The following is a 22092-nucleotide window of genomic DNA, read 5'->3' as shown; positions in this document are numbered from 1 at the left end:
ACAATTAGCGGCTGATCGCTGGCATCATCGGCTGTGTTGCGGCTTCAAAGCTGAAAGTTTCCCTGAATAGGGGAATTCCTGCACGTCTTGCAAAGTAAGCTCTCGAAGAGCCTAGCTCGGCTTGTCCTTATGACCGGCTGGCAGTGCGAGATGTTCGTTCAGGATCCGCACGATCCTGACGACATCATCCCTTGGGATTGCGAAGGCGAGGGGGCCATAAGACGGATGATCGAATGCGAGCAGCGAGCCGTCGATGCTTGCGACCTGTACATACCAGGGCGGCTCGATCACGGTTTCCACCGTCTTCCCGTCGAGCGGAAGCTTCTGTGAGCCCTCGACCATGCGGGACCTTGCTTGGCCCAGCAGTTGAATCACCTTCGTAAGCTGATCGAGGTCAAGTCCGACCGGGTGAGACGGTCCTGCCGTGGAGCCGATCTCGATCGTCACCGTCTGACGGTCGTCGGAGACCTTCACGCCAACCCTTGCTCCGGCCATGACACACGCTCCATCCTCATTCGGGTCATGTGGTCCAAGGCTCTGAATTCAACCGGGCACAGCCCGAATGGGTTCTCTATACCGCTAAAGTGGTGGAGCTGCGCCCATGTTGGTCGCCGGCGCGATAGGCAAGGTGTCTTAGTTCGGAACGCTAGGTGCACCCATAGTCCTACGGTCTGACCGCGAGGCGAGACGTCAGGTTTCATCGTCCCCGGCACGTGTCGCGACCTTAACGATGATCTCGAGGCGCCCCAGGGTCTCCAGAAGGGGCTCAGACTCTGGTCCAAGCTGCTCAAGCAGGCGGCGCTCGAAGGCAAGAGCCTTCGGCACGATCTCCAGGTAAGCCTTCTGGCCTAATGTTGTGAGCGTCAGGATTTCCTCGCGCCGGTCCTCCTGGCTCGGGCGTCGCCTGAGCCAGCGCCGTTCCTCCAGCGCCCGCACGGCTCGACTGACCTTGGTCTTGTGCATGGCCGAGTGTCGGCCGATCGCCTTGGCGCTCATCGCCTCGAACTGCCCCAGCGTGGCCAGCACCCGCCATTCCGGGATCGTCAGGTCGTGGTGCGGGCCGTAGACGGAGCGGAAATCCTGGGAGACTGCGGCTGCGATCCGATTCAGCCGATAGGGCAGGAACTGCTCGAGCTGGAGTTTGGCCATCGGGTTGTTGGTTACAAAATGGATAGTTACATTTGTGACCAACTGTGGAGGTTACGCCCATGAATGTCCAGAACCCGCCCCTGTCTCAGGTTTCCGAGCGGATTGAGAGCGCCATCCAGCCCGGCTACATGTCCGGCTTCGGCAACGGCTTCGAGACCGAGGCACTGCCCGGCGCCTTGCCCATCGGGCGCAACTCGCCGCAGAAGTGCGCCTACGGGCTTTATGCCGAGCAGCTCTCCGGCTCACCTTTCACGGCGCCGCGCACCACGAACGAGCGCACCTGGCTCTACCGCATCCGCCCGACCGTCTCCCATTGGGGCCAGTTCCGGAAGGCCGATATCGGCCTGTGGCGCACGGCGCCTGCCGCCGAGGTGGAAGTGCCCATCGCGCCCATGCGCTGGGATCCGATTCCGATACCGGCTGAGCCCGTCTCGTTCCTGGAGGGCATCCGCACCATCACCACGGCGGGCGATGCGGGCTCACAGGCCGGCATGGGCGCGCATGTCTATCTCATCACGCGCTCGATGACGGATGAATACTTCTACAATGCCGACGGCGAACTTCTCTTCGTGCCGCAGCAGGGTTCGCTTCGCCTCTGGACCGAGTTCGGCATCATCGATATCGAGCCGGGCGAGATCGCGGTGATTCCGCGCGGCGTGAAGATCCGCGTGGAGCTCACGAATGGTCCGGCACGCGGCTACATGTGCGAGAACTACGGCGGCGCCTTCACCCTGCCGGAGCGCGGGCCCATCGGAGCCAACTGTCTCGCCAATCCGCGCGACTTCCTCACGCCTGTCGCAGCCTACGAGGACCGGGATGCGCCGTCTAAGATGTACGTGAAATGGGGCGGCACGCTCTGGGTGGCGGACATGGATCACTCACCCCTCGACGTGGTGGCCTGGCACGGCAACTACGCGCCTTACAAGTACGACCTGCGTCGCTACTCGCCGGTGGGGCCGATCCTCTACGATCACGCCGACCCATCGATCTTCACCGTGCTGACCTCGCCGTCGGAGACGCCCGGCACCGCCAACATCGATTTCGTGATCTTCCCCGAGCGCTGGCTGGTGGCGGAGAACACCTTCCGGCCGCCGTGGTACCACATGAACGTGATGAGCGAATTCATGGGCCTGATCTATGGCGTTTACGATGCCAAGACCGGCGGCGGCTTCGTGCCGGGCGGCATGTCGCTGCACAACACCATGCTGCCTCACGGGCCCGACATGGATGCATTCGAGAAGGCGAGCAATGTGGAGTTGAAACCGCATAAGCTCGAAGGAACGTTGGCCTTCATGTTCGAGACGCGCTTCCCACAGAAGGTGACGGCGTTTGCAGCCGAGACCGAGTCCCTGCAGAAGGACTATGCTTCCTACGGCCACAAGCTGAAGAAGCACTTCAATCCGAACCAGCGCTGACCGAAGAAATACTCCGTGGCAGCCGTCAGGATCTCGGATCCTGGCGGCTTTCATTTGTGAACCGCAGAATGTTCATTGCATCGCGCGGCGGCTATATCGTTGCGATAGTTTGATTGTGGAGGCATGCCACATTGCAGCCGCACTGCAACGCTTTTCTTCCCTTACAGGCACCGGCAACGCGTGCTTGCAGTACAAGGGAAATGCGGAACAAGCTGCTGATGAAACTGGAACGAAAGAACCACTCGCTCGCGCCGGACACGAACAACGTTCTGGCTGATCTCGAACGGACGCTCGTCGCGTCCATCGCGTTGATGAAGCGCCTGAGGCGCCAGAGAAGGCGCTCCGATCGCATGACGCACTCAGTCGAGCAGCACAGCGCCTGAGCAACGCCATTCATCTGCGACCCTGCGGGCGGGGGACACGGATCCCCTGTCAAAAATCGCTTGCAAAGCCACCATGTGTCTTAAGCGCACTTGATCCCTCACCTGTAACAATGGTTCTTCCAATAAAGGTATAGCTCGGCACAAGTTTGTACGATGCTCGTGTGCCACTGAGCACCGACGCCATGACCATTCGCCACTATCCTCCTGCTCGCTCCAAGGGAGGAGGATCTGTTCATGACGACCTTCAACGCTCACCATCGTTGCCGTTCCTCACGATCCGCTCTGCTCGCCGCAACAGCCGCTCTGGCTCTGGTTGCGGGAAGCGCTGCCAATGCCTGTCCACTCGGCAATCATGACTCTCCGCGGGTCCGCATGCTGCATGCCCTGCAGAAGCCGAACCATCACGGTTCCGGGCATCATATGTCGGTTGCGCAGCTGCAGCCGCAAGCCAAGGATGTGCAGCCGAAGCGCACGGAACTCGGCGCTTACGGCCGCGATTTGCCGCGCGGCGCCGCTGCTCCCACATCCGACGCCAAGCCTCCGCTGCGCGACAATCTCGGCACGCTCGCTTGGTCGGTGACCAAGGATTCGAACGGAGAGGCTCAGGCCTATTTCAACCAGGGCTATCGGCTGGGCTGGGGCTTCAATCATGCGGAGGCGGCGCGGGCCTTCCGCGCAGCGCAGGAGCTCGACCCTGATTGCGCCATGTGCCTGTGGGGCGAGGCCTGGGTGCTCGGTCCGCATATCAACTATCCGATGGATGCGGACGCGAATGCGCGCGCGCTCGTCGTGCTGGCGAAGGCGCGAGGCCTTGCTCCTGCCCAAGGAGACATGCAGGTTGCCTTGGTGGAGGCTCTCTCCAAGAGGCACTCGCCCGATCCCATGGCCGACCGCAAGACTCTGGATCAGGCATATGCCGATGCCATGGAGGCGGTGCAGGCGCGATTCCCCACCGATCCACATGTGGCGGTTCTTACCGCCGACGCACTGATGAATCTCACGCCGTGGGACTACTGGGCCGATGGCGGCAGGACGCCGAAGGGGAAGACGGACAAGATCGTTGCCCTGCTCGAAGGTGTGCTCGGAACGGCGTCGTCCAGTTCGATTGCAGCCAATCCCGATCATCCCGGCGCCGTCCTCTCTACATCCACACCGTCGAGGCGTCGGATCGCCCGGAGCGGGCCGCCCCGCATGCGGCTCGTCTGGAAAACCTGATGCCCGGCGCGGGGCATCTGGTGCACATGCCGAGCCATATCTGGTATCGCCTTGGGCGCTGGCGCGACAGCCTCGACGCCAATGTGCGTGCGGCTGCGGCCGATGAGGCGATCATGGAGCAGGGAGGCGCGAGCCTTCTCTATTCCGAGGCCTATTACGCGCATAACGTTCACTTCCTGATGGTCTCGGCGCTCACCGGCGGCGATGGTGGCACAGCCGTGGAGGCGGCACGTAAGCTTTCAGGAATCGTCTCTGAGCGCGCTCAGCGCGAGGTGCCGTGGACGCAGCCGATCACGGCAGCGCCCTACAATGTCCATGCGGTATTCTCGAAGCCTGAGGATGTTTTGGCTCTGCCTGCACCGGATGGTGATTTTCCGTATGTCAAAGCCGCATGGCATTACGCACGCGGTATTGCCCTGGCCCGTCTCGGGCGAGCCGATGAGGCCCGCCTGGAGGCTGGCGCCATAGACGCGTTGGCAAAGCGGCCTGAGATCATGGCTCTGCCCGATGCCGGCGTGCCGGGACCGGACGTGCTCTCGATTGCGGTGCATGAGATCGAGGCAAGGATCGCGCAGAATGCCGGCGAACATGCACAGGCGGCCGTATTGTTTGCTGAAGCTGCGACAATCCAAGACGGACTGCCTTACATGGAGCCGCCTTACTGGTACTACCCGGTGCATCAATCCCTCGGGGCGGCTTTGATGGCGGAGGGCAAGCCTGCAGAGGCAGTAAAGGCTTTCCGCGAAGCGCTGCAGCGCTCGCCGAACAATGGCTGGGCTGCCGCCGGTTTGCTTCGTGCCGCCGAGGCGCAGGGCGATCAGACAACGGTTGAGGAAGCCAAGTTGCTCATGCAGAAGAACTGGTTCGGAACGGGCATGCCGGCTCCCGAACAGCTCTGAACCGGCAGCATGACCCTGATCAGGAGGGGCTTCGGCGAACGCCGCCGGAGCCCGAATGCACGAGGCTGCGGTTCCTTCGCCAGAGCCATATCGGAATCGAACCGGCCCGGCCACGGATCGCCGTCGGGAAGGTTCCTTCCAGGACGCCGGATTGGAAGATCGAGCAGGCGTCGCCTGCCGCGCGGTGGAGATCGTCGCTCAGGGCCACATCGGCATCGTGCGAGGCGGCGACCTCCATCAACCGACTCGCCACATTGACCGTGTCGCCGATCGCCGTAATGTGCTGGTGGCTGTCGCCGCCGAGCCGGGAGGCGATGATCTCTCCGTAATGGGCGCCGATCTTGAAGCCGATCCGGGCCGCAATTGCATCTGGCAAGTCCGCCATCCAGGCTTCCGTCCGCAGGCACAGGCCCACGCAGGCTTCCACGGCCCGGCAGGCGTCCTCGGGCGAGGAGTCCGGCAGCCCGAACAGGATCATGGCACCGTCGCCCATGAAGCTGGCAACGATGCCCTGGTGGCGCACGGCCTCCCGGTCGACGAGAGCATGGAATCCGCGCAGCATCTCGCGGGTCTCATCGAGCGGCAGAAGCTCGCTCAGGCCGGTAAAGCCCGATAGGTCGATGAAGATCACGGCTGCCTTCTGACGCACTGGCTTCAAGAGGAAAGCAGGATCCTCGGCAAGCCGCTTGGCAAGGCTCGGAGGCTGGAAGCGACGCAGGGTCCGGCTCTGCAGGCTGAGCCTGTCTGCGCGGCCCCGGTCGAGCCAGAGTTCCGCCGCGCCGAACAGCAGCGCAGGAGGCAGGGCCGCCAGCAGGGGAAGGGTGGCGCTGAGCCAGATGCCTCGCGTGAAGGCCGCGAAGGTGAGACCGATCCATGCGGCCGTGACCACGACGATAATGGCAAATCCCCACATGCCGCGATGCCAGGCGAGGAGCAGGACGAGCAGAACCGGCAGCAGGATGGCCATGGCTCCATCGACGAGGCGCACACGGGTGTCGCGCACCAACCCGTCACCCGCCATGAGATGCGCCATGGCGGTTGCCAGAACCTCGACCCCCGGCAGCACGGGATCGAAGGGCGTCGGAAAGGCATCGCCGCCGCCCGTGACCGTTGCGCCGATCACGACGATCCGGTCTCGAAACACATCCTCATCGGCCCGTCCGCTCAAGACTTCGTTGGCGCTGACGGTGAGAATGGTGCCGGCCGGTCCGTAGAAGCGGAGGGCTAGCGCATACCCGCCGTCTGTGCTCGTCGCCACATCGCCGATGGCGACTTCGTCTGCTCGGAGAACCGGATCTCGACCCGTTGCAACAGAGACGGTGCGCAGCGGGAATGACGGAATGATCTGAGAGTCAGAGCGGACTAGAAGAGGGATGTGCCGGGGCACACCGGATGGGTCCGTAGCGATGTTGACGACACCAAGCGCTGAAACGCTGGCCAGACTCTTGATCGGCAGGAGAAGTTTCTGGGCTGTCGGAAGATCATCGGACGCGATTGGGAGAGGATCGAGAGCCTGCTGCGCGTTGCGCTCGAACAGACCTGCGGCCGCCAAGACGCTCCGCGTTTCGCTGAGCGCCTTCTCCAGCGCAAGGTCACCCTCTGCACGACCTGGATCGACGAAAAGGATGTCGAGCGCAACGGCCTTCGGGTGCATGCGTCCCACGCTCGAGACGAGCTGCGCCATCGTGGTGCGGGGCAGGGGATAGGCGCCGACCTGCTGCACGGTCTCGTCGTCGATGGCCAGGATCGTGATGCCTCCAGGTGTCGGGCGCGGGCCTTCGACCAGAAATCGCAGGTCGACCAGGGGCGCTTCCAGCCGGTCGAGAAGGGAAGAACCGCCCTGCCAATGCCAGAAGGCCAGCCCCGCGCCCCAGAGGGCCGCCAAGGCAGCGGCGATGAGCGGAATGGCAAACCGCCTGCGCATGGAGGCTCAGCGCCCGAAGCGGGCGAGGAGGGCTGCTGCGCGGGGGGCGGGCCAGCGCCGCACGACCAAGGGCGATGTGCCGGCCTCCACGTCGACGCCCTCGCCGGGCTCAAGGCTGACGCTCCGCGTGTTGCCTGAAACCCGCCGTACCGCCACCCGTCCTGTCACCACGAGGACGGAAGTTCGGCTGCTGCCGACATCGACGGCCCATTGGGTGCCGCGCACGGCGGCAATGGCCTGCGGGGTCATGACCTGGAAGCCCCGCCGTGCGGTTCGTGCCGGCGCGTCGACGAGGATGGCCCCGCTCTGCAGGTGCACCGCGTCGGGCTGGGCGTCCCGATCGCGGTCAACGAGGGTGTAGACGGCTCCCGCTTCGGCCTCGATGGTCACGCCGTCCCGGCAGCGCAGGATCTGCCGCGCCGGAGCGGTCGTCGCCTGGAGTACGCAGCCGACGCCTTGCGCCAGCGCAGGCTCGCTCGAGAATGGGTGAAGGAGACTGCCCAGGAGCACGAGCCGCAACGCGGCAAGTCGAGCTGGCCTCCGGCGTGCCCTTCTCCATGTCATGATGTTTCTCCGCTGCCCAAGAACAGGCCGCTGTTCTCGATGGCCCAAAGATGACCATGGCTTATAATATGGAGGACGCAAGACAGCCAGCGATGTGCCGGATGTCACCCTTCGGCGCTCATACCGCGCGTCACTGTTTTTGCGCGACGAAGAATAGGCGGGGGAAACGAAGAAGCACCTTGCCGTCCTGCTGGGCCGGGTAGGCCTTCTCGATCTCGATGTAATATCGATCCAGGAACGCGGATTGCTCCTCTGGGGAGAGAGGATCGAGATAAGGCCTCAGCCCCGTGCTCTTGAGCCACTCGATGATGGCTTGCGCATCCGCCAAGGGATGAACATAGGCCGTCTGCCAGAGATCGACCGAGCACCCGGCCTGCAGCAGCCATGAATAGTAGTTCTCGAACGCCCCGATCTTCACGCGGGCCACGGATCCGGCCTTGAGCTTTTCCGCCCACGGCCCCTCCTGCGCGACCTTCCGCATGAGGCTGTGCGATGGCTCATCCAGGTTGTTGGGCATCTGGACGGCAAGGCAGCCGCCTGCGTCCAGGCAGGCGGCGAGTTTTGCAAGCAGGCGCGCATGGTCCGGCAGCCATTGCAGGACGGCGTTGGCGAAGATCAGATCGTAGCGCTCGTCCGGATCCCAGGTTGCAATGTCCGCTTCTTGGAACGTGACCTCCGGCAGGCGCGCGCGAGCCTTGGTCAGCATGTCGGGCGAACTGTCGAGCCCGAGCACGCCTGCGCCCGGGTAGCGATGGACGATCAGCTCCGTGCTGTTTCCCGGGCCGCATCCGAGATCGACGGCGCTGCGGATCTCCTTCAGAGGAACGCGCCCGATCAGGTCGACCGCAGGCCGCGTCCGCTCGTCCTCGAATGTCAGGTATTGCCCCGCGTTCCAGTCTGCCAATGGAGGCCTCGTCTTCGTCGAATTCTAGGGAGGCGCTGCATGAATCATCGGCGCCTGCAACTCCTGCCGCAGACCCAAGCACGGGGGATGGCCGAACTGCAAGAGGGTGACTGGAAAACGGGATCCTGGCGGTCGGTGCCGTCGGAGCGGCCCGGATCTCGAAGGATGCAAATATTCGCTCTGCCGCTTGAGAATCCTTTCAAGGGCGACATCCTTCTAGTTCGAGCGTATATTCATTGCACAGGTTACGGTTATGCGTGACCGTCGCGCAGGCCGTGATTTCAGCTGCCAAGGTTCATCCCTGGAGGAGCGGTTATGGCTCATTTTCACGTTGTTGCCGGTGCGACCGAGACCCCGGCCCAGCCCGTCGTCAGGAAGATCACGCCCGCCGACCTGAAGGAGGCACTGGCAAAAGGATTCGACGATTTCTGGGCGATGCCGTCCCACCTGGTCTTTCTCGGATTGATCTATCCCATCATCGGCGTGTGCCTTGCAGCATTGACGTTCAGCAACAATGCGCTGCCACTGCTTTATCCGCTGGCATCGGGCTTTGCTCTGGTGGGCCCGTTCGCGGCCATCGGCCTTTACGAGATCAGCAGGCGGCGGGAACTTGGCCTGACCACCACCTGGCAGGATGCTTTCGACGTCCTCAAGTCACCGTCGATCCCGTCGATTGCCGCTCTGGGCGTGGTGCTGCTTGTGATCTTCCTCGTATGGCTGACATCGGCGCGCATGCTGTACCAATCCATCTTCGGTTATGAGGTGCCCGCGTCCTACTCCCAATTCGTCAATCAGGTACTCGCAACCTCCGAGGGCATGAGGCTGATCGTCATCGGCAACATTCTCGGGTTCTGCTTCGCCGTTGCGGTGTTGAGCATCAGCGTCATCTCGTTCCCGCTTCTCCTCGACCGGGATGTCGGAGTGGCTGTGGCGATTTACACGTCGGTCAAGGCGGTGGTGATGAACCCACTCACGATGGCTCTGTGGGGCCTGATCGTGGCGGCAGGGCTCCTTGTCGGGTCGCTCCCGCTCTTCGTGGGCCTGGCCATCGTGATGCCCGTGCTTGGGCACGCCACCTGGCATCTGTATCGCCGGGTCGTGGAGCCGCCTCATCCCGACGAGGCGCATCCTGCCGCATGATTGACGTTCTGATAAGGCAAAGGCGGCCCTCGATCAGGCCGCCTCTCGCCGATCAGGTGCCTGGCCCGAAGAACGAGAGCCGTGACAGGAGCGTGTAATCCGATTCCAGCACCATGATCGCCACAAAAACCAGTACGGCGCTGATCGGCACCAGGATGGCATAGACCAGTGACAGGCGCTCCCAGGCCATGTGCATGAAGACGGCCATGATGAGCCCGGCCTTCAGCATCATGAAGAGGAGAATGAGGGAGTATCGCAAAAGGCCTTCAAACTGGAAGTAGTCGACGAAGTACGAGCAGGCGCTTAAGGCGAACAGCCAGATCCAGACCACGAGATAAAGCCTTATTGGATGCTGCTGTCCCTGCCCATGGGCGGATGCCTGTGCCATGACCGTACTCACCAGAGATAGAAGAAGGCAAAGATGAAGACCCAGACCAGGTCGACGAAGTGCCAGTAGAGTCCCATGATCTCGACGGACTCGTAGTTCCCCCTGCGACTTGTGAAGAAGCCGCGCCTTTCCTGATCGTAGTCGCCCCGCCAAACCTTCCTGGTGACGATCAGGAGGAACAGCACGCCAAAGCTCACGTGCGTGCCGTGAAAGCCCGTGATCATGAAGAAGCTGGAGCCGAATTGCGCTGCTCCCCATGCGTTGGACCATGGACGCACGCCCTCATGGATCAGCTTGGACCACTCGAAGGCCTGCATGCCCACGAAAGCTGCTCCGAGAAGGGCCGTCACCAGCATCAGGATCGCGGTCTTTCGACGATCGCGGCGATAGGCGTAGTTCACCGCCATGGCCATGGTGCCGCTGCTGCTGATCAGCACGAAGGTCATGATCGCGATCAGGATGAGGGGCAAGGTCACGCCGCCGATGGTCAGGGCGAAGACCTCGCTCGCATTAGGCCATGGCACCGTCGTGGACATGCGCGCCGTCATGTAGGAAATCAGGAAGCAGCTGAACACGAAGGTGTCGCTGAGGAGAAAGATCCACATCATGGCCTTTCCCCAGGAGACGTTCCTGAAAGCCTGCCGGTCGGAAGAAAAGTCGGCCGCGATGCTCCGCAGGCCCGAGGCCTCGGGATAGGCGTGGGAGGTATCGGTCGCAGCCTGTTCCGCCATGGGCAGAGATCCTCTCACGTCAGCAGCTGCCGACAGATGTCGATGAACTCGCCGGCCCAACCCGTCCAGATGCTCAGGAGAACAAGCCAGAGGAGGAGCAGGAAGTGCCAGTATGTGGCGCAAAGCTCCACCGGCAGGCGCAGCCGCTCGGTTGTGGGCCCGCGCCATGCTTTTCCGGCGGTCCGAGCCAGGACCACCAGCCCGCCCACGAGATGAAGGCCGTGCGCTCCAGTCAGGACGTAGAAGAAGTCATTGGCTGGATTGATCGTGAGGCCATAACCTTCGCTCGCCAGCTGCTGCCAGGCAACGAGCTGCCCCGAAAGGAAGGCAAGGGCCGCGATACCCGCTGCAAGCAGGCTCACCTTGAGTTCGCTTCTCTCGCCGCGGCGCACGGCGACCGTCGCACCGTGAAGGGCGATGCTGCTCAAGGCGATCATGATCGTGTTGAGCCACAGGATCGGCGGAAGCGGCAGTGAGCGCCAGTGGGGGAGCTGCATGCGCATCGCATAGGCGCTGATGAAAAGCGCGAAGAAGGAGCCGACGACGGCCAAGAAGACGCGCAGCCCGATTGTTGCCGGATCCGTGGTTTGAACAGGGATGTTCGGAAGAACAGCCGCTTCGCCTTGCTCGAGCCACGGCTTGGATGCCAAGCCCTGTCGTGAGAGCCACCATGTCGCGATGATCGCCAGGATGCTCAGGAAGAACAGGATGCTACCCATGTCCCGGCTCCGGAATTGCTCGTGTCAGCCCCGGCTGGTTCTGTGGCAGGAAATCCTGATCCGCGCCCGGTACGCTGTAATCGTAGGCCCAACGATAGACGACGGGCAGGTCCTTGCCCCAGTTGCCGTGGGGTGGCGGGGTTTCGGGCGTCTGCCATTCGAGGGTGGTGGCCCGCCAGGGGTTGCCGCCAGCCACCCTGCCGTACCGCAGGCTCCAGAACAGATTGAACACGAAGACCAGTTGGGCTGCGCCGACGATCAGCGCCACGATGGTGATGAAGGCATTGAGCGTGTGCGCAGAGGGAGGCACGAAGGCCATGTCTGCGATGTCATGGTAGCGACGCGGGATGCCTATCAGACCAAGATAATGCATGGGGAAGAAGATCGCGTAGGCACCGAGAAACGTGACCCAGAAGTGGAGCTTGCCAAGCCCATCGTTCAGCATGCGCCCGGTCACCTTCGGGTACCAATGGTAGATTGCGCCGAAGATCACCAGGATCGGTGCCACGCCCATGACCATGTGGAAATGCGCGACCACGAACATGGTGTCCGACAGTGGAACGTCCACGACCACGTTGCCGAGGAAAAGGCCCGTGAGGCCGCCGTTCACGAAGGTGACGATGAAGGCAAGAGCGAACAGCATGGGGACGGTGAGGTGGATGTCTCCCCGCCAGAGCGTGAGAATCCAGTTATAGACCTTGATCGCTGTCGGCACGGCAATGATGAGTGTCGTGGTGGCGAAGAAGAACCCGAAATATGGGTTCATGCCGCTCACATACATGTGGTGGGCCCAGACGATGAAGCTCAGCGCCCCAATGGCGAGCAGAGCCCAGACCATCATGCGATAGCCGAAGATGTTGCGCCTTGCATGGGTGCTGATGAGGTCGGACACGATGCCGAAGGCCGGCAGGGCGACGATGTAGACCTCCGGATGCCCGAAGAACCAGAAGAGGTGCTGGAAGAGCAGGGGGCTGCCGCCGTTGCGGTCGAGAGGCTGTCCCATCTCGACCATGGCGGGCATGAAGAAGCTGGTGCCGAGCGTTCGATCGAAGAGCATCATCACGGCGCCGACGAACAGGGCAGGGAAGGCGAGGAGTGCCATGAAGCTGGCCGTGAAGATGCCCCAAACGGTGAGCGGCATGCGCATCAGCGTCATGCCGCGCGCGCGGGCCTGCAGCACCGTCACCACGTAGTTGAGGCCGCCCATGGTGAAGCCGATGATGAAGACCATCAGCGACACGAGCATCAGGATGATGCCCCACTCCTGACCGCCCGGCGTACCCGTCGTGATGGCCTGCGGCGGGTAGAGCGTCCAGCCCGCTCCCGTGGGGCCTCCCGGCACGAAGAAGCTTGCCACGAGGATGAGCACAGCCAGAAGATAGATCCAGAAGCTCAGCATGTTGACATAGGGAAAGACCATGTCGCGCGCGCCGATCATCAGCGGGATGAGGTAGTTGCCAAAGCCGCCGAGAAAGAGCGCGGTGAGCACGTACACCACCATCATCATGCCGTGCATGGTGATGAACTGGTAATAGGCATTGGCGTCGATGAATGAGAAGACGCCGGGAAATCCCAGTTGCAGGCGCATCAGCCATGACAGAACAAGGGCAATGAGGCCGACAGACAGGGCCACAAAAGAGTACTGGATAGCGATAATCTTCGCGTCCTGGCTGAAGACGTATTTCGTCACCCAGCTGTGCGGGTGGTAGAGCTCGACATCCTCGACATCGGGCGCTGCGACAACTCCTGTCGACCCAAGTGGGACATCAACCATCAGGACTTACTCCCCGGCGCTCGCGCTTCTCTCCGATTAATCAGACATCGCAGTCTCACTCTTAGTGCCCGGCGTCAGGCGCGCGAAGCTCGTCGATACCTGATCCTGCAGCCATGCCTGGTATTCGCTCTCCTCCTGAACGACGACCTTTCCGCGCATCTGCGGATGGCCGACGCCGCACAGTTCGGCGCAAAGAATCTCGAAGGTCCCGGTTCGTGTTGGCGTGAACCAGATGTAGGAGATCTGTCCGGGCACCAGATCCATCTTGGCCCGGAACTCCGGTACGTAGAAGTTATGGAGGACGTCGGGGGAGCGCAGAAGCGCCTTGACGGGTCTGTTGACCGGCAGATGCAGTTCTCCGCCCTCAACGACCACATCATCCTGCGAGTTCGGATCGTCGCGATTGAGGCCGAGCGGATTGTCAGGGCTGATCAGGCGCGTGTCGGATGTGGCGAGCTGGCCGTCCGGTCCGGGCAGTCGGAAGCTCCATTGCCACTGCTGGCCGAAGATCTCGATATCGGTTGCATCGTCGGGCACGGTGATGAACTGCTGCCAGACGAAGAGGCCAGGCGCCAGCATGGCGGCGACGCCAACCCCTGTGACGATGGTCAGCCACCATTCCAGACGCTTGTTCTCGGGCTCGTAATGAGCTTGCCGTCCGGCCTGATGACGGAAGCGGTAGACGCAGTAGGCCATGAAGAGGATCACGGCGACGAACACCGCGCCGGTGATCCAGAAGGTAATAATGATCGTATTGTCGATGTAGTGCCAGTTCGAAGCAATCGGCGTCCACCACCAGGGACTCACGAGGTGGAAGACGACTGATCCGAGAGCGACCAGAACCAGGATGAGCGCTACGGCCATTCCTCACCATCCTTGCCTTAAGCAGGCTGCGGATCTGAAGCAGAAGGCGCAACTCTATCTTGCGTCGTAGTTCTGTTTTGATTGAGACATTACAAAAGAAGCCGCAACCAAAACGCACATAACAATCAGCATCGGCTGTGAGGCAGTTGCTCTTTACATCGCAGCAACTTGTTTTTTTGCCTGCAGCTGCCCTGAAAATTACACCTCTTGGATTGGGTGGTCAATCAGGCTTGGCCATCGGAGGTATGAAGGAGCAAAGACCAGGTGTCTCTGTTTCATGTGAAACAATGACGCTTGAGCGAAATGCATGATCATTCGAGCAAAGTCACTTATATGAAGTGTCCGGAAAGTGGCAATATCCCGGCAGAATTGAGGTGGTTTGCTGCAGCATCTTTTTCCTGCAGGCTCCGAGCGCAATGCAGGATATGGATGTATTCCTCGCGTCCGCTTTCTGCCGATGTGTTTCATCAACAATCAACTTGAAATCGTCTGGCTGGGGTTTTGCCGCTAGGGAAACTATGGTTAGTTACGAACCTCGACAGATTGCAGCACGTCTCCGGGAACGCCCAAGGCATGCCGCGAAATCAAGAAGCAGTTCCGTCTCAGGGAGAGAGTGCCTCAAGTGCTGTGGTTGAGCACCATACGAAGGACAGCGTTTCTCTTCCTGGTAGGCGTTCTGTTCAGTGGCTTGCCGTCGAACCATGCCGCCGCGTTCGATCTCTTCGGCTGGTTCGGCGGGGGCGATGAGCCGCCCCCACCCAGCGCCGAGGCCCTGCCTTACTCCCTGGATTACGCCGTCGGCGACACGAAGAATCTCGAGCAAATTCTGAAGGATGCGTCGACTCTGCAGAGCCTCCAGGAGGAGCCTCCCCCGGACGCCGCAGCCTTGGTGGCCCGTGCGGAGGCCGATCTGCCGCGCCTGATCGATGCCCTCTGGGGAGCGGGGTACTATAACGCCCGCGTTGCGATCAATGTCGCGGGCGTCCCGCTGGCGCTCCTGTCCTCGCGCACCGAAGCCGCGACGCGCGCGGCGGCGGCATACCGCGCGCGGGCTCTCGTGCCTGTTCAGATCATCGCCGATCCCGGTCCTCAATTCGCCCTCCGGGATGTGTCTGTCCTGGACGCACGCACGGGGCGGCCGTTCCCGCCGGGGCAGTTGCCGCCGCGGGTCGTGCAGATCGAGCCGGGGGATCCGGCGCGTTCCGCCGACATCCTGGCCGCCGAGGCACGCATTGTCGATCATTTCCGCGCCGAGTCACTCCCCTTCGCCAAGGTCGAACGGCGTGAGCCCGTGGTGTATCACCCGGCCCAGGCGATGGACGTGAGCCTTGCGGTCGATCCGGGTCCGCGCGCGGGCATCGGCCCCATCATCGTCCAGGGGGCCGAGAACGTCGATCCGGCGGTGGTGCGTTCCTTCATCTACACCGAGCCGGGCGATCCCTACTCGCCGGCGGAGCTCGCCTCCATGCGCAAGTCGATCTCCCAGATCGAAGCGCTGGGGTCCGTGCGGATCAGGGAGGCCGAAACCCTCGATGCGTATGGAAACCTGCCACTCTTCGTGGAACTCACCGAGCGCCCGCTGCGCGTAATCGGGGCATCGGCGCAGTACTCGACCACGGACGGGCCGGCGCTCAGAGCCTACTGGGCGCATCGCAACCTGTTCGGCGGCGCCGAGCGGCTGAGGCTCGAGGGCAATCTCTTCTACCTCACCGAGGACGGCGGGCGCCCGGACGATGACGATGATTTCGACTGGAGCGATCTCGGAGGCCGTTTCCGCGCGAGCTTCCTCAAGCCGGCTCTCTGGGGCACCCGGAACGACCTGCTTGTCGATGCCCTCGTCGAGCGCGACCGCACGGAGGGCTATACCAGCCGGCTCGTCAACGCGACCGCCGCCATCCGCCACCGTTTCAGCGAGACGTTCTCGATCCAGGGCGGCATCGAGTACGAGCGGGGCCAGACCACGGATGTGCTCGGACAGATCGACTACACCCTCGTGGGGTTGCCGGTCTCCCTCAGTTACGATTCGACCGACAATGCTCTCAATCCCACCGAGGGCATCAGGCTCATCGCCTCGGTCACACCCTATCCGGAATTTCTCGGCTCTTCGGTGCCGATCACCATCGCCCGGGGAACTGCGTCGGCCTATTACTCGCTCGACGAGGAGTCCCGCTACGTGCTAGCCGGACGCATCGGCCTCGGCTCCATCGTGGGGGCGGATCTCGATGAGATTCCCGCAAACCGGCGGTTCTTCGCGGGCGGCGGCGGCTCCGTGCGCGGTTATACCTACAGGTCGTTGAGCCCAACCTTCCTGGGCGAGCCCGTCGGCGGCCGGAGCCTCCTCGAGGCTTCGCTCGAGGCTCGCATCAAGGTCACCGATACCATCGGCATCGTGCCTTTCGTCGATGCCGGCACGGCCTTCGAGTCGAGCTATCCGGACTTCAACGAGCGCATCCGCGTCGGCGCCGGCCTGGGCCTCCGCTACTACACGGGAATAGGTCCCATCCGCCTGGACGTTGCGATCCCGGTCAATCGGGAACGCGGCGATCCATCTTACGCCATCTATGTCGGAATCGGGCAGGCCTTCTGATGAAAAAGCCCATCCGCTCCCTTGCCCTTCTGACCGTTTTCATCGCCGTGGCGCTGGTCGCCTCCTGGTTCCTCGTCTCGCGCCCGAGCCAGGCGCAGAGCGATCAGGGCGTTCTGGCCAACCTGATTTCGCGCCTCCTCTCCACCCCGGCCACGCGGGTCAACATCGGCAGCATCGAGGGGGCGCTCTCGTCCAATGCCGTCATCCGCGACGTGCGCATCGCGGATCGCAACGGCGTATGGCTCACCCTCGACCGCGCCAATCTGGTCTGGAGCCGGACGGCGCTCCTGCGCGGGCGGCTCCAGGTCGATGAGCTCACCGTCAATCGTCTTGAGATCCAGCGCAGGCCGTTGCCCGCCGAGGAGGACGCGCCGGTTTCCGACGAGCCGATCCTGCCCGAGTTGCCGGTCCGGGTCGTCATCGACCGATTCGCCCTGCAGGAACTGGTGCTCGGCGAGCCGGTGCTGGGCACGCAAGCACGGCTTTCGGCGGCAGGCTCCGCCCAGATCGGGAATCCTTCGGAAGGACTCGACCTGACCTTTGCGGCGCAGCGCCTCGATGCCCCCGGGCAGCTGTCGATCGATCTCAGCTACGTGCCGCAGTCGAACCGCCTCACCCTCGATCTCACGCACCAGGAGCCCGCAGGCGGCATCGCCGCACGGCTTCTGGATCTGCCCGGCCTGCCGCCTGTCGATCTGAAGCTCGCTGGTCAGGGACCCTTAAGCGATTTTGCGGCGCGGCTCGACTTCACCGCCGGTCCGACCATCGGAGCCACAGGGACCACCACGGTGAGGCGCACGAATGCCGCCTATGACCTGAACGTGGATCTGGCGGCCCGCATCGAAGGGCTGCTGCCGGCGCCGGTCGCCCCGGTGTTCAGCGGCACCACGCAACTGGTCGGCAGTGTGAATGTGGGCGACGATGGCGGAGTCCGCTTTCAGCCGATCCAGATCACGTCTAACGTCGCCCGCTTCGACTTGAATGGGACCATCAGCTCCGGACAGATTCTCGACATCCGGCTCAGCGCCCGTGCGCTGCCGACGGACGGCAACAGAACACGCGCCGGCGCGGCGGAAATCGCCAGGCTCAACTTCGACGGCACGGTCCAGGGGGCGCTGACCGCACCGCGCGTCAATGGCACCCTAGAGGCGGCCGAGGTCAGGCTGCCGGAAGGCTCCCTCGATGCCCTGAACGCCCGCGTGACCATGAACCCGGTGGAGGGCGTGTCTCCCCCGGACCGTTTCTCTTTCGCCATCGATGCCAATGCCAGCGGGATCCGCCCGGCCGATCAGGCGCTCGCGCGGGCAATTGGGCCGACCCTCGCGGTGACCTCCCGCGGCTCCTTCGACCTTGAAGGAATCGCCAGCGTCGAGACCGCGCGCATCGAGACATCTACCGCACAGGCGAGCTTCAGCGGGCGGGTCGGATCGGCGATCCTCGACGGGACGCTGGAGGCCAGCATTCCGGCCCTGGCGCCATTTTCCGGCATCGCCGGGCGGACCCTGCGTGGCTCCGCGGATCTGACGGCCCGGCTGTCCGGCAACCCGCGTCGCTACGACATGGCCGCGGCCATCGATGCGCGGCTGCGCGAGCTTTCGACCGGAACGCCGGCCCTCGACGGTCTCCTGGGACGCACGGTCACGGCCGCAGGCACCGTGCGCCGCATCCCGAACGGGTTTGCCTTCAATGATCTTCGGGTCGACGGTGCCCATCTCGACGCCCGGTTGGACGGACAGGCCACACAATCGGCCGCCAACCTGGGTCTCGACGTCACCATCGACGAGTTGCGGCGTGTGGACGAGCGCATCACTGCGGGACGGGCAAACCTTGCGGCGCGTCTCACGGGCTCTCTGGAGCGACCGGACGTGACCGGCACCGCAACGCTCACCGATGTTCGGGCGCTCGGCCGCTCCATCCCGCGCCTCGCCCTCGATCTTAATGCCCGCGACGTGACGGGCGCCCTCGACGCGACTCTCACCCTGGATGGGCGGATCGACGACAAACCCGCCACGGGCTCCCTGCACTTGGCGAAGCCACCGGAAGGCGGCTGGCTGCTCGACCGGCTCGATATCGACATCGGCTCGGTTGCCCTCAACGGCAATCTCCGCCTGAGCCCCGATCAGCTGGCCCAGGGCGAGATCTCCCTGTCCGGCAGCGATTTCGACGACCTTTCCCCGCTCGTGCTCACAAAGCTCGACGGAGCGCTCGATGCGGTCGTCACACTTGCCGTGCGCGGCGGCGGGCAGGACGTGCAGGTCACCGCGCGGGGAGCGCGCTTTGCCGCTGCCGATATCGCCGTGCGGGATTTCAGCGCGCAGCTCGCGGTTCAGGATCTGTATCGCCGCCCGGTAATCGACGGCTCCGTCACAGCCGCTGCTATGACGGCCGGAGGCCAGACCTACCGGGATGTGCGTCTCATCGCCGAAGGTACGCCCGACGCCTCGCGCTTCACCGCCTCGGCCACGGGGCAGGGGTTCAATCTCGATGCGCAGGGCCGCGTCGTACCGGGAGACGCGACACGGATAGAGCTGGCCTCGTTCACGGCCCGCCGTGGCGGCAGGCGCCTGGCCCTGGCACAGCCGGCCACCATTGCGCTGCGGGACGGCAGCATCACCTTGTCCAATCTCGTGGTCGCGGCCGACCAGGGGCGCGTTGCCCTGTCCGGCACCGTCGGCGACACGCTCAACCTCTCGGCCGACATCCGCAACCTGCCGCTCCAGACGGCCGAGATCCTCGTGCCTGATCTCGGTCTTGCCGGCACGGTCAACGGCAGCGCCACGATCACGGGAACCGCGAGCAATCCAAGCGGCGCCTATCGGTTGACTGTATCCGGCCTTACAACCCCGCAGACCCGGCAGGCAGGGCTGCCGCCCCTCGGCATCGAGGCGCAGGGCCGGTTGGCCGATCAACGGGTTGGTGTCGAAGCGCGGGTCTCGGCCGCGCGCGCCGGGACCTTCCAGGTGTCCGGCAGCGTTCCGATCGAACCGACCGGCGAGCTGGCTCTCAGAGTGTCGGGCCGCGCCGACCTTGCCATCGCGAACACGATCCTGTCGGCCTCCGGCCAGCGCCTCACCGGCGCGGCCAATCTGGATCTCGCCATCGCCGGAACCCTCTCCGATCCTCGGATCGAGGGGAACGTCGCCCTTGCAAATGGCAGCTTCTCCGATGCGCTGCAGGGCGTTCAGCTGAACGGCATCACCGGGCGGCTTGCCGCTCGTGGCAAGGTGCTGGTCATCGAGAGCCTGACGGCGCAGACACCGAACGGTGGCTCCCTTGCAGCCCGGGGTCAGGTGACCATCGATCCGGCGGCAGGCTTTCCCGGCGAGATCAGAATCACAGGCAACCGGGCGCAGCTCGTTTCCAACGAAACCGTCGATGCGACGGCCAACCTGGATCTGACCCTATCAGGATCGCTGGCCAGCCGGCCGCGCGTAGCGGGACGCGTCGATATCATCACGATGAACGTCTCCGTGCCCGACCGCCTGCCGACAACCTTGCGGCCTTTGCCCGGAACGAAGCACGTGCGGCCCACGCCTACCGCCGCGGCACGGCTTGCCCTTGCGCAGCGGCGGCAATCCGCCTCCGCCAGGGGGGCGCCGTTCAGGGCCGAGCTCGATCTCGTGCTGACGGCGCAGAACCGGATCTTCGTGCGGGGGCGGGGCATCAATGCCGAGCTCGGCGGCGACCTGAGGCTGCAGGGCACGACCCAGGATCCCATCGCCATCGGTGCCTTCGAGCTGCGCCGTGGGCGCTTCGATCTGCTCGGGCAGAGGATCGAGTTCGTGCGCGGCCGCTTGGACTTCACCGGCGATCTCACCCCGTCGCTCGACTTCTTGGCCGAGACGAAGGCCGGGGACGTGACGGCGCGCATTGCGGTGACGGGCCCGGCCTCAAGTCCCGAATTCTCGTTCAGCTCCGAACCCGACCTGCCGCAGGATGAAGTGCTCTCCCGCATCCTGTTCCAGAGGCCGTCCGGCGGTCTCTCTGCCGGCCAGGCCCTGCAATTGGCGCAGGCCGTGGCGCAGCTCTCCGGCGGCTCCGGGAACGACGCCTTCGAGCGCCTGCGCCGATCGCTGGGCGTCGACAGCCTCGACATCACGGTTGGTGCTGGCGGCGGACCGGGTGTGGGTGTCTCCCGCTACATCAGTGATAACGTGCGCGTGGGCGTGCGGGCCGGCGCGCGGCCCGAGGAAAGCGGCGTCACCGTTGATATCGACCTGACGCGGCGTCTCAAGGCCCAAGGCGAGGTGAATGCCGAAGGCGGCACGTCCGTTGGGCTTGGGTTCGAACTGGAGTATTAAGTGCCGGGGCTGCCCTCTGGCAGCCCCGCTGCTTCAGGCATCAGTCGACCTTCGCGCCCGAGGCTTTGACGACCTTCGCCCATTTCTCGTGCTCGGCCCTCACATAGGTCATAAGTTCATCCGGGCTCATGGGCTGGATCTCGCCGCCGAGATCGGCGAAGCGCTTCTGCAGCTCCGGCGTCTCCAGGGCCTTGCGGACCTCCTGGTTCAGCTTGTTCGTGATCTCCGGCGGCGTGCCCTTGGGAGCGAACATGGCGAACCAGCTCGTGGCCTCGAAGCCGGGTAGGCCCGCTTCCGCAAGGGTGGGCTTGTCGGGAACGGCCGGGGAGCGCTTTGCCGACGTGACCGCCAGCGCCCGCAGGTTGCCGCCGCGAACATGCTCGATCGAGGAGGGGAGGTTGTCGAACATCACGTCCACCTGCCCACCGATCAGGTCGTTCACGGCCGGGCCGCTGCCGCGGTAGGGCACGTGGGGCATCTCGACGCCCGTCATCTGCTTGAAGAGCTCGCCGGAGAGATGGATCGACGTGCCGTTGCCAGACGACGCCATGGTGAATTTGCCGGGAGTCGCCTTCGCCTCGGCGATAAATTCCTGCACCGTGGTGGCCTTCACCTTCTTGGGGCTCACCACCATCAGGTTCGGCACGCCGGCCACGTAGGCAACGGGTGCGAAATCCGTAAGGGCGTCATAGGGCATCTTTGCATAGAGGCTCGGATTGATAGCATGGGTGCCGACCGTGCCCATCACCAGCGTGTAGCCGTCCGGCTCCGCCTTCGCGACCGCATCCGCTCCGATATTCCCGCCGGCACCGCCGCGGTTCTCGATGACGAACTGCTGCCCCAGGGATTGGGACAGCTTCTCGCCTACGAGCCGGGCGAAGATGTCGGTGGTGCCGCCCGGCGTGAACGGCACGATCATGCGGACCGGCCGCGTTGGATATGTTACCGGCTGAGCAAGGGCGGCTCCCGAGGCCAGGCAGGCTCCGGCTCCGAGCAGAAGGCCGAGGATGTGTCGGCGTGCGGGGTAGGAAGAGGGTGACATGGCGGCTCCCTAGGGTTTAGTGTCGTTGACTGCGCGGATATTCCGGAACGGCAGCTCCCCATGTGAGCGCAACCCATGATCCAGGGCAATGGC

18 protein-coding genes are annotated in these 22092 nt (G+C 63.8%); 7 read left to right on the top strand and 11 right to left on the bottom strand.

Features of this window, described 5'->3' with window-relative positions:
* Positions 1-111 precede the first annotated feature (111 nt).
* Complete coding sequence (locus JQC81_RS05775) at positions 112-495, bottom strand: hypothetical protein (protein ID WP_203270866.1); 384 nt, start codon at positions 493-495, stop codon at positions 112-114.
* Between the two features lie 195 nt (positions 496-690).
* Positions 691-1149: a MarR family winged helix-turn-helix transcriptional regulator gene (locus JQC81_RS05770; protein ID WP_203270865.1), complete on the bottom strand. Its 459-nt coding sequence runs from the start codon at positions 1147-1149 to the stop codon at positions 691-693.
* Between the two features lie 59 nt (positions 1150-1208).
* On the opposite strand from JQC81_RS05770, the gene hmgA reads away from it, so the two are divergent.
* From hmgA to JQC81_RS32960, 4 genes are all read left to right on the top strand, one after another.
* Positions 1209-2564, top strand: coding sequence for a homogentisate 1,2-dioxygenase (gene hmgA / locus JQC81_RS05765; RefSeq protein WP_203270864.1), 1356 nt, complete (start codon positions 1209-1211; stop codon positions 2562-2564).
* 218 nt (positions 2565-2782) lie between these two features.
* Complete coding sequence (locus tag JQC81_RS05760; protein WP_203270863.1) at positions 2783-2947, top strand: hypothetical protein; 165 nt, start codon at positions 2783-2785, stop codon at positions 2945-2947.
* Between the two features lie 234 nt (positions 2948-3181).
* Positions 3182-4162 carry a hypothetical protein gene (locus tag JQC81_RS32965; RefSeq protein ID WP_246520261.1) on the top strand — a complete coding sequence of 327 codons (981 nt, stop codon included), beginning with the start codon at positions 3182-3184 and terminating at the stop codon, positions 4160-4162.
* Positions 4162-5061: a tetratricopeptide repeat protein gene (locus tag JQC81_RS32960; RefSeq protein ID WP_246520260.1), complete on the top strand. Its 900-nt coding sequence runs from the start codon at positions 4162-4164 to the stop codon at positions 5059-5061. Before JQC81_RS32965 ends, JQC81_RS32960 begins: the two co-directional genes overlap by 1 nt.
* Positions 5062-5080: 19 nt before the next feature.
* Here the strand turns inward: JQC81_RS32960 and JQC81_RS05750 are convergent, their stop codons facing one another.
* The 3 genes from JQC81_RS05750 to tam all read right to left on the bottom strand — a co-directional run bounded on the left by JQC81_RS05750 (position 5081) and on the right by tam (position 8453).
* Complete coding sequence (locus tag JQC81_RS05750; RefSeq protein WP_203270862.1) at positions 5081-6985, bottom strand: CHASE2 domain-containing protein; 1905 nt, start codon at positions 6983-6985, stop codon at positions 5081-5083.
* Positions 6986-6991: 6 nt separating this feature from the next.
* Entirely contained in the window at positions 6992-7549 is a 558-nt protein-coding gene (locus tag JQC81_RS05745) for a FecR domain-containing protein (RefSeq protein WP_203270861.1), read from the bottom strand.
* Positions 7550-7679: 130 nt separating this feature from the next.
* The gene (gene tam / locus JQC81_RS05740) at positions 7680-8453 is read right to left on the bottom strand and encodes a trans-aconitate 2-methyltransferase (protein WP_203270860.1); all 774 of its coding nucleotides are present in this window, start codon (positions 8451-8453) and stop codon (positions 7680-7682) included.
* 315 nt (positions 8454-8768) lie between these two features.
* Between tam and JQC81_RS05735 the strand changes: the two genes are divergently transcribed.
* Positions 8769-9593 carry a DUF2189 domain-containing protein gene (locus tag JQC81_RS05735; protein WP_203270859.1) on the top strand — a complete coding sequence of 275 codons (825 nt, stop codon included), beginning with the start codon at positions 8769-8771 and terminating at the stop codon, positions 9591-9593.
* Between the two features lie 52 nt (positions 9594-9645).
* Here JQC81_RS05735 and JQC81_RS05730 read toward each other — a convergent pair whose 3' ends face one another.
* From JQC81_RS05730 to JQC81_RS05710, 5 genes are read right to left on the bottom strand one after another with little or no spacing between them, the layout of a single operon-like run.
* Positions 9646-9981: a cytochrome C oxidase subunit IV family protein gene (locus tag JQC81_RS05730; protein WP_203270858.1), complete on the bottom strand. Its 336-nt coding sequence runs from the start codon at positions 9979-9981 to the stop codon at positions 9646-9648.
* An 8-nt stretch (positions 9982-9989) separates the two neighbouring features.
* Entirely contained in the window at positions 9990-10712 is a 723-nt protein-coding gene (locus JQC81_RS05725) for a heme-copper oxidase subunit III family protein (RefSeq protein WP_203270857.1), read from the bottom strand.
* Positions 10713-10726: 14 nt separating this feature from the next.
* Positions 10727-11431, bottom strand: a complete 705-nt coding sequence (locus tag JQC81_RS05720; RefSeq protein ID WP_203270856.1) for a cytochrome c oxidase subunit 3 — start codon at positions 11429-11431, stop codon at positions 10727-10729.
* Complete coding sequence (gene ctaD, locus JQC81_RS05715) at positions 11424-13205, bottom strand: cytochrome c oxidase subunit I (protein ID WP_203270855.1); 1782 nt, start codon at positions 13203-13205, stop codon at positions 11424-11426. Before ctaD ends, JQC81_RS05720 begins: the two co-directional genes overlap by 8 nt.
* Before the next feature lie 36 nt (positions 13206-13241).
* Positions 13242-14069, bottom strand: a complete 828-nt coding sequence (locus JQC81_RS05710; protein ID WP_203270854.1) for a cytochrome c oxidase subunit II — start codon at positions 14067-14069, stop codon at positions 13242-13244.
* A 631-nt stretch (positions 14070-14700) separates the two neighbouring features.
* Here JQC81_RS05710 and JQC81_RS05705 point away from each other — a divergent pair.
* Both JQC81_RS05705 and JQC81_RS05700 read left to right on the top strand, forming a co-directional pair.
* A complete protein-coding gene (locus JQC81_RS05705) occupies positions 14701-16656 on the top strand; it encodes an autotransporter assembly complex protein TamA (protein WP_246520259.1) in 1956 nt (651 codons plus the stop codon).
* On the top strand, positions 16656-20957 hold the full coding sequence (locus JQC81_RS05700) for a translocation/assembly module TamB domain-containing protein (protein WP_203270853.1): 4302 nt from the start codon (positions 16656-16658) through the stop codon (positions 20955-20957). Before JQC81_RS05705 ends, JQC81_RS05700 begins: the two co-directional genes overlap by 1 nt.
* Positions 20958-20997: 40 nt before the next feature.
* On the opposite strand, the gene JQC81_RS05695 is transcribed toward JQC81_RS05700, so the two are convergent.
* Positions 20998-21999, bottom strand: a complete 1002-nt coding sequence (locus JQC81_RS05695) for a Bug family tripartite tricarboxylate transporter substrate binding protein (protein ID WP_203270852.1) — start codon at positions 21997-21999, stop codon at positions 20998-21000.
* Positions 22000-22092: the final 93 nt, after the last annotated feature.

It is taken from the genome of Microvirga arabica, from assembly GCF_016811235.1.
GTDB lineage: Bacteria > Pseudomonadota > Alphaproteobacteria > Rhizobiales > Beijerinckiaceae > Microvirga > Microvirga arabica.
The sequence above is the reverse complement of the archived record's forward strand: the minus strand, read 5'-3'. Positions and strand labels throughout refer to the sequence as shown.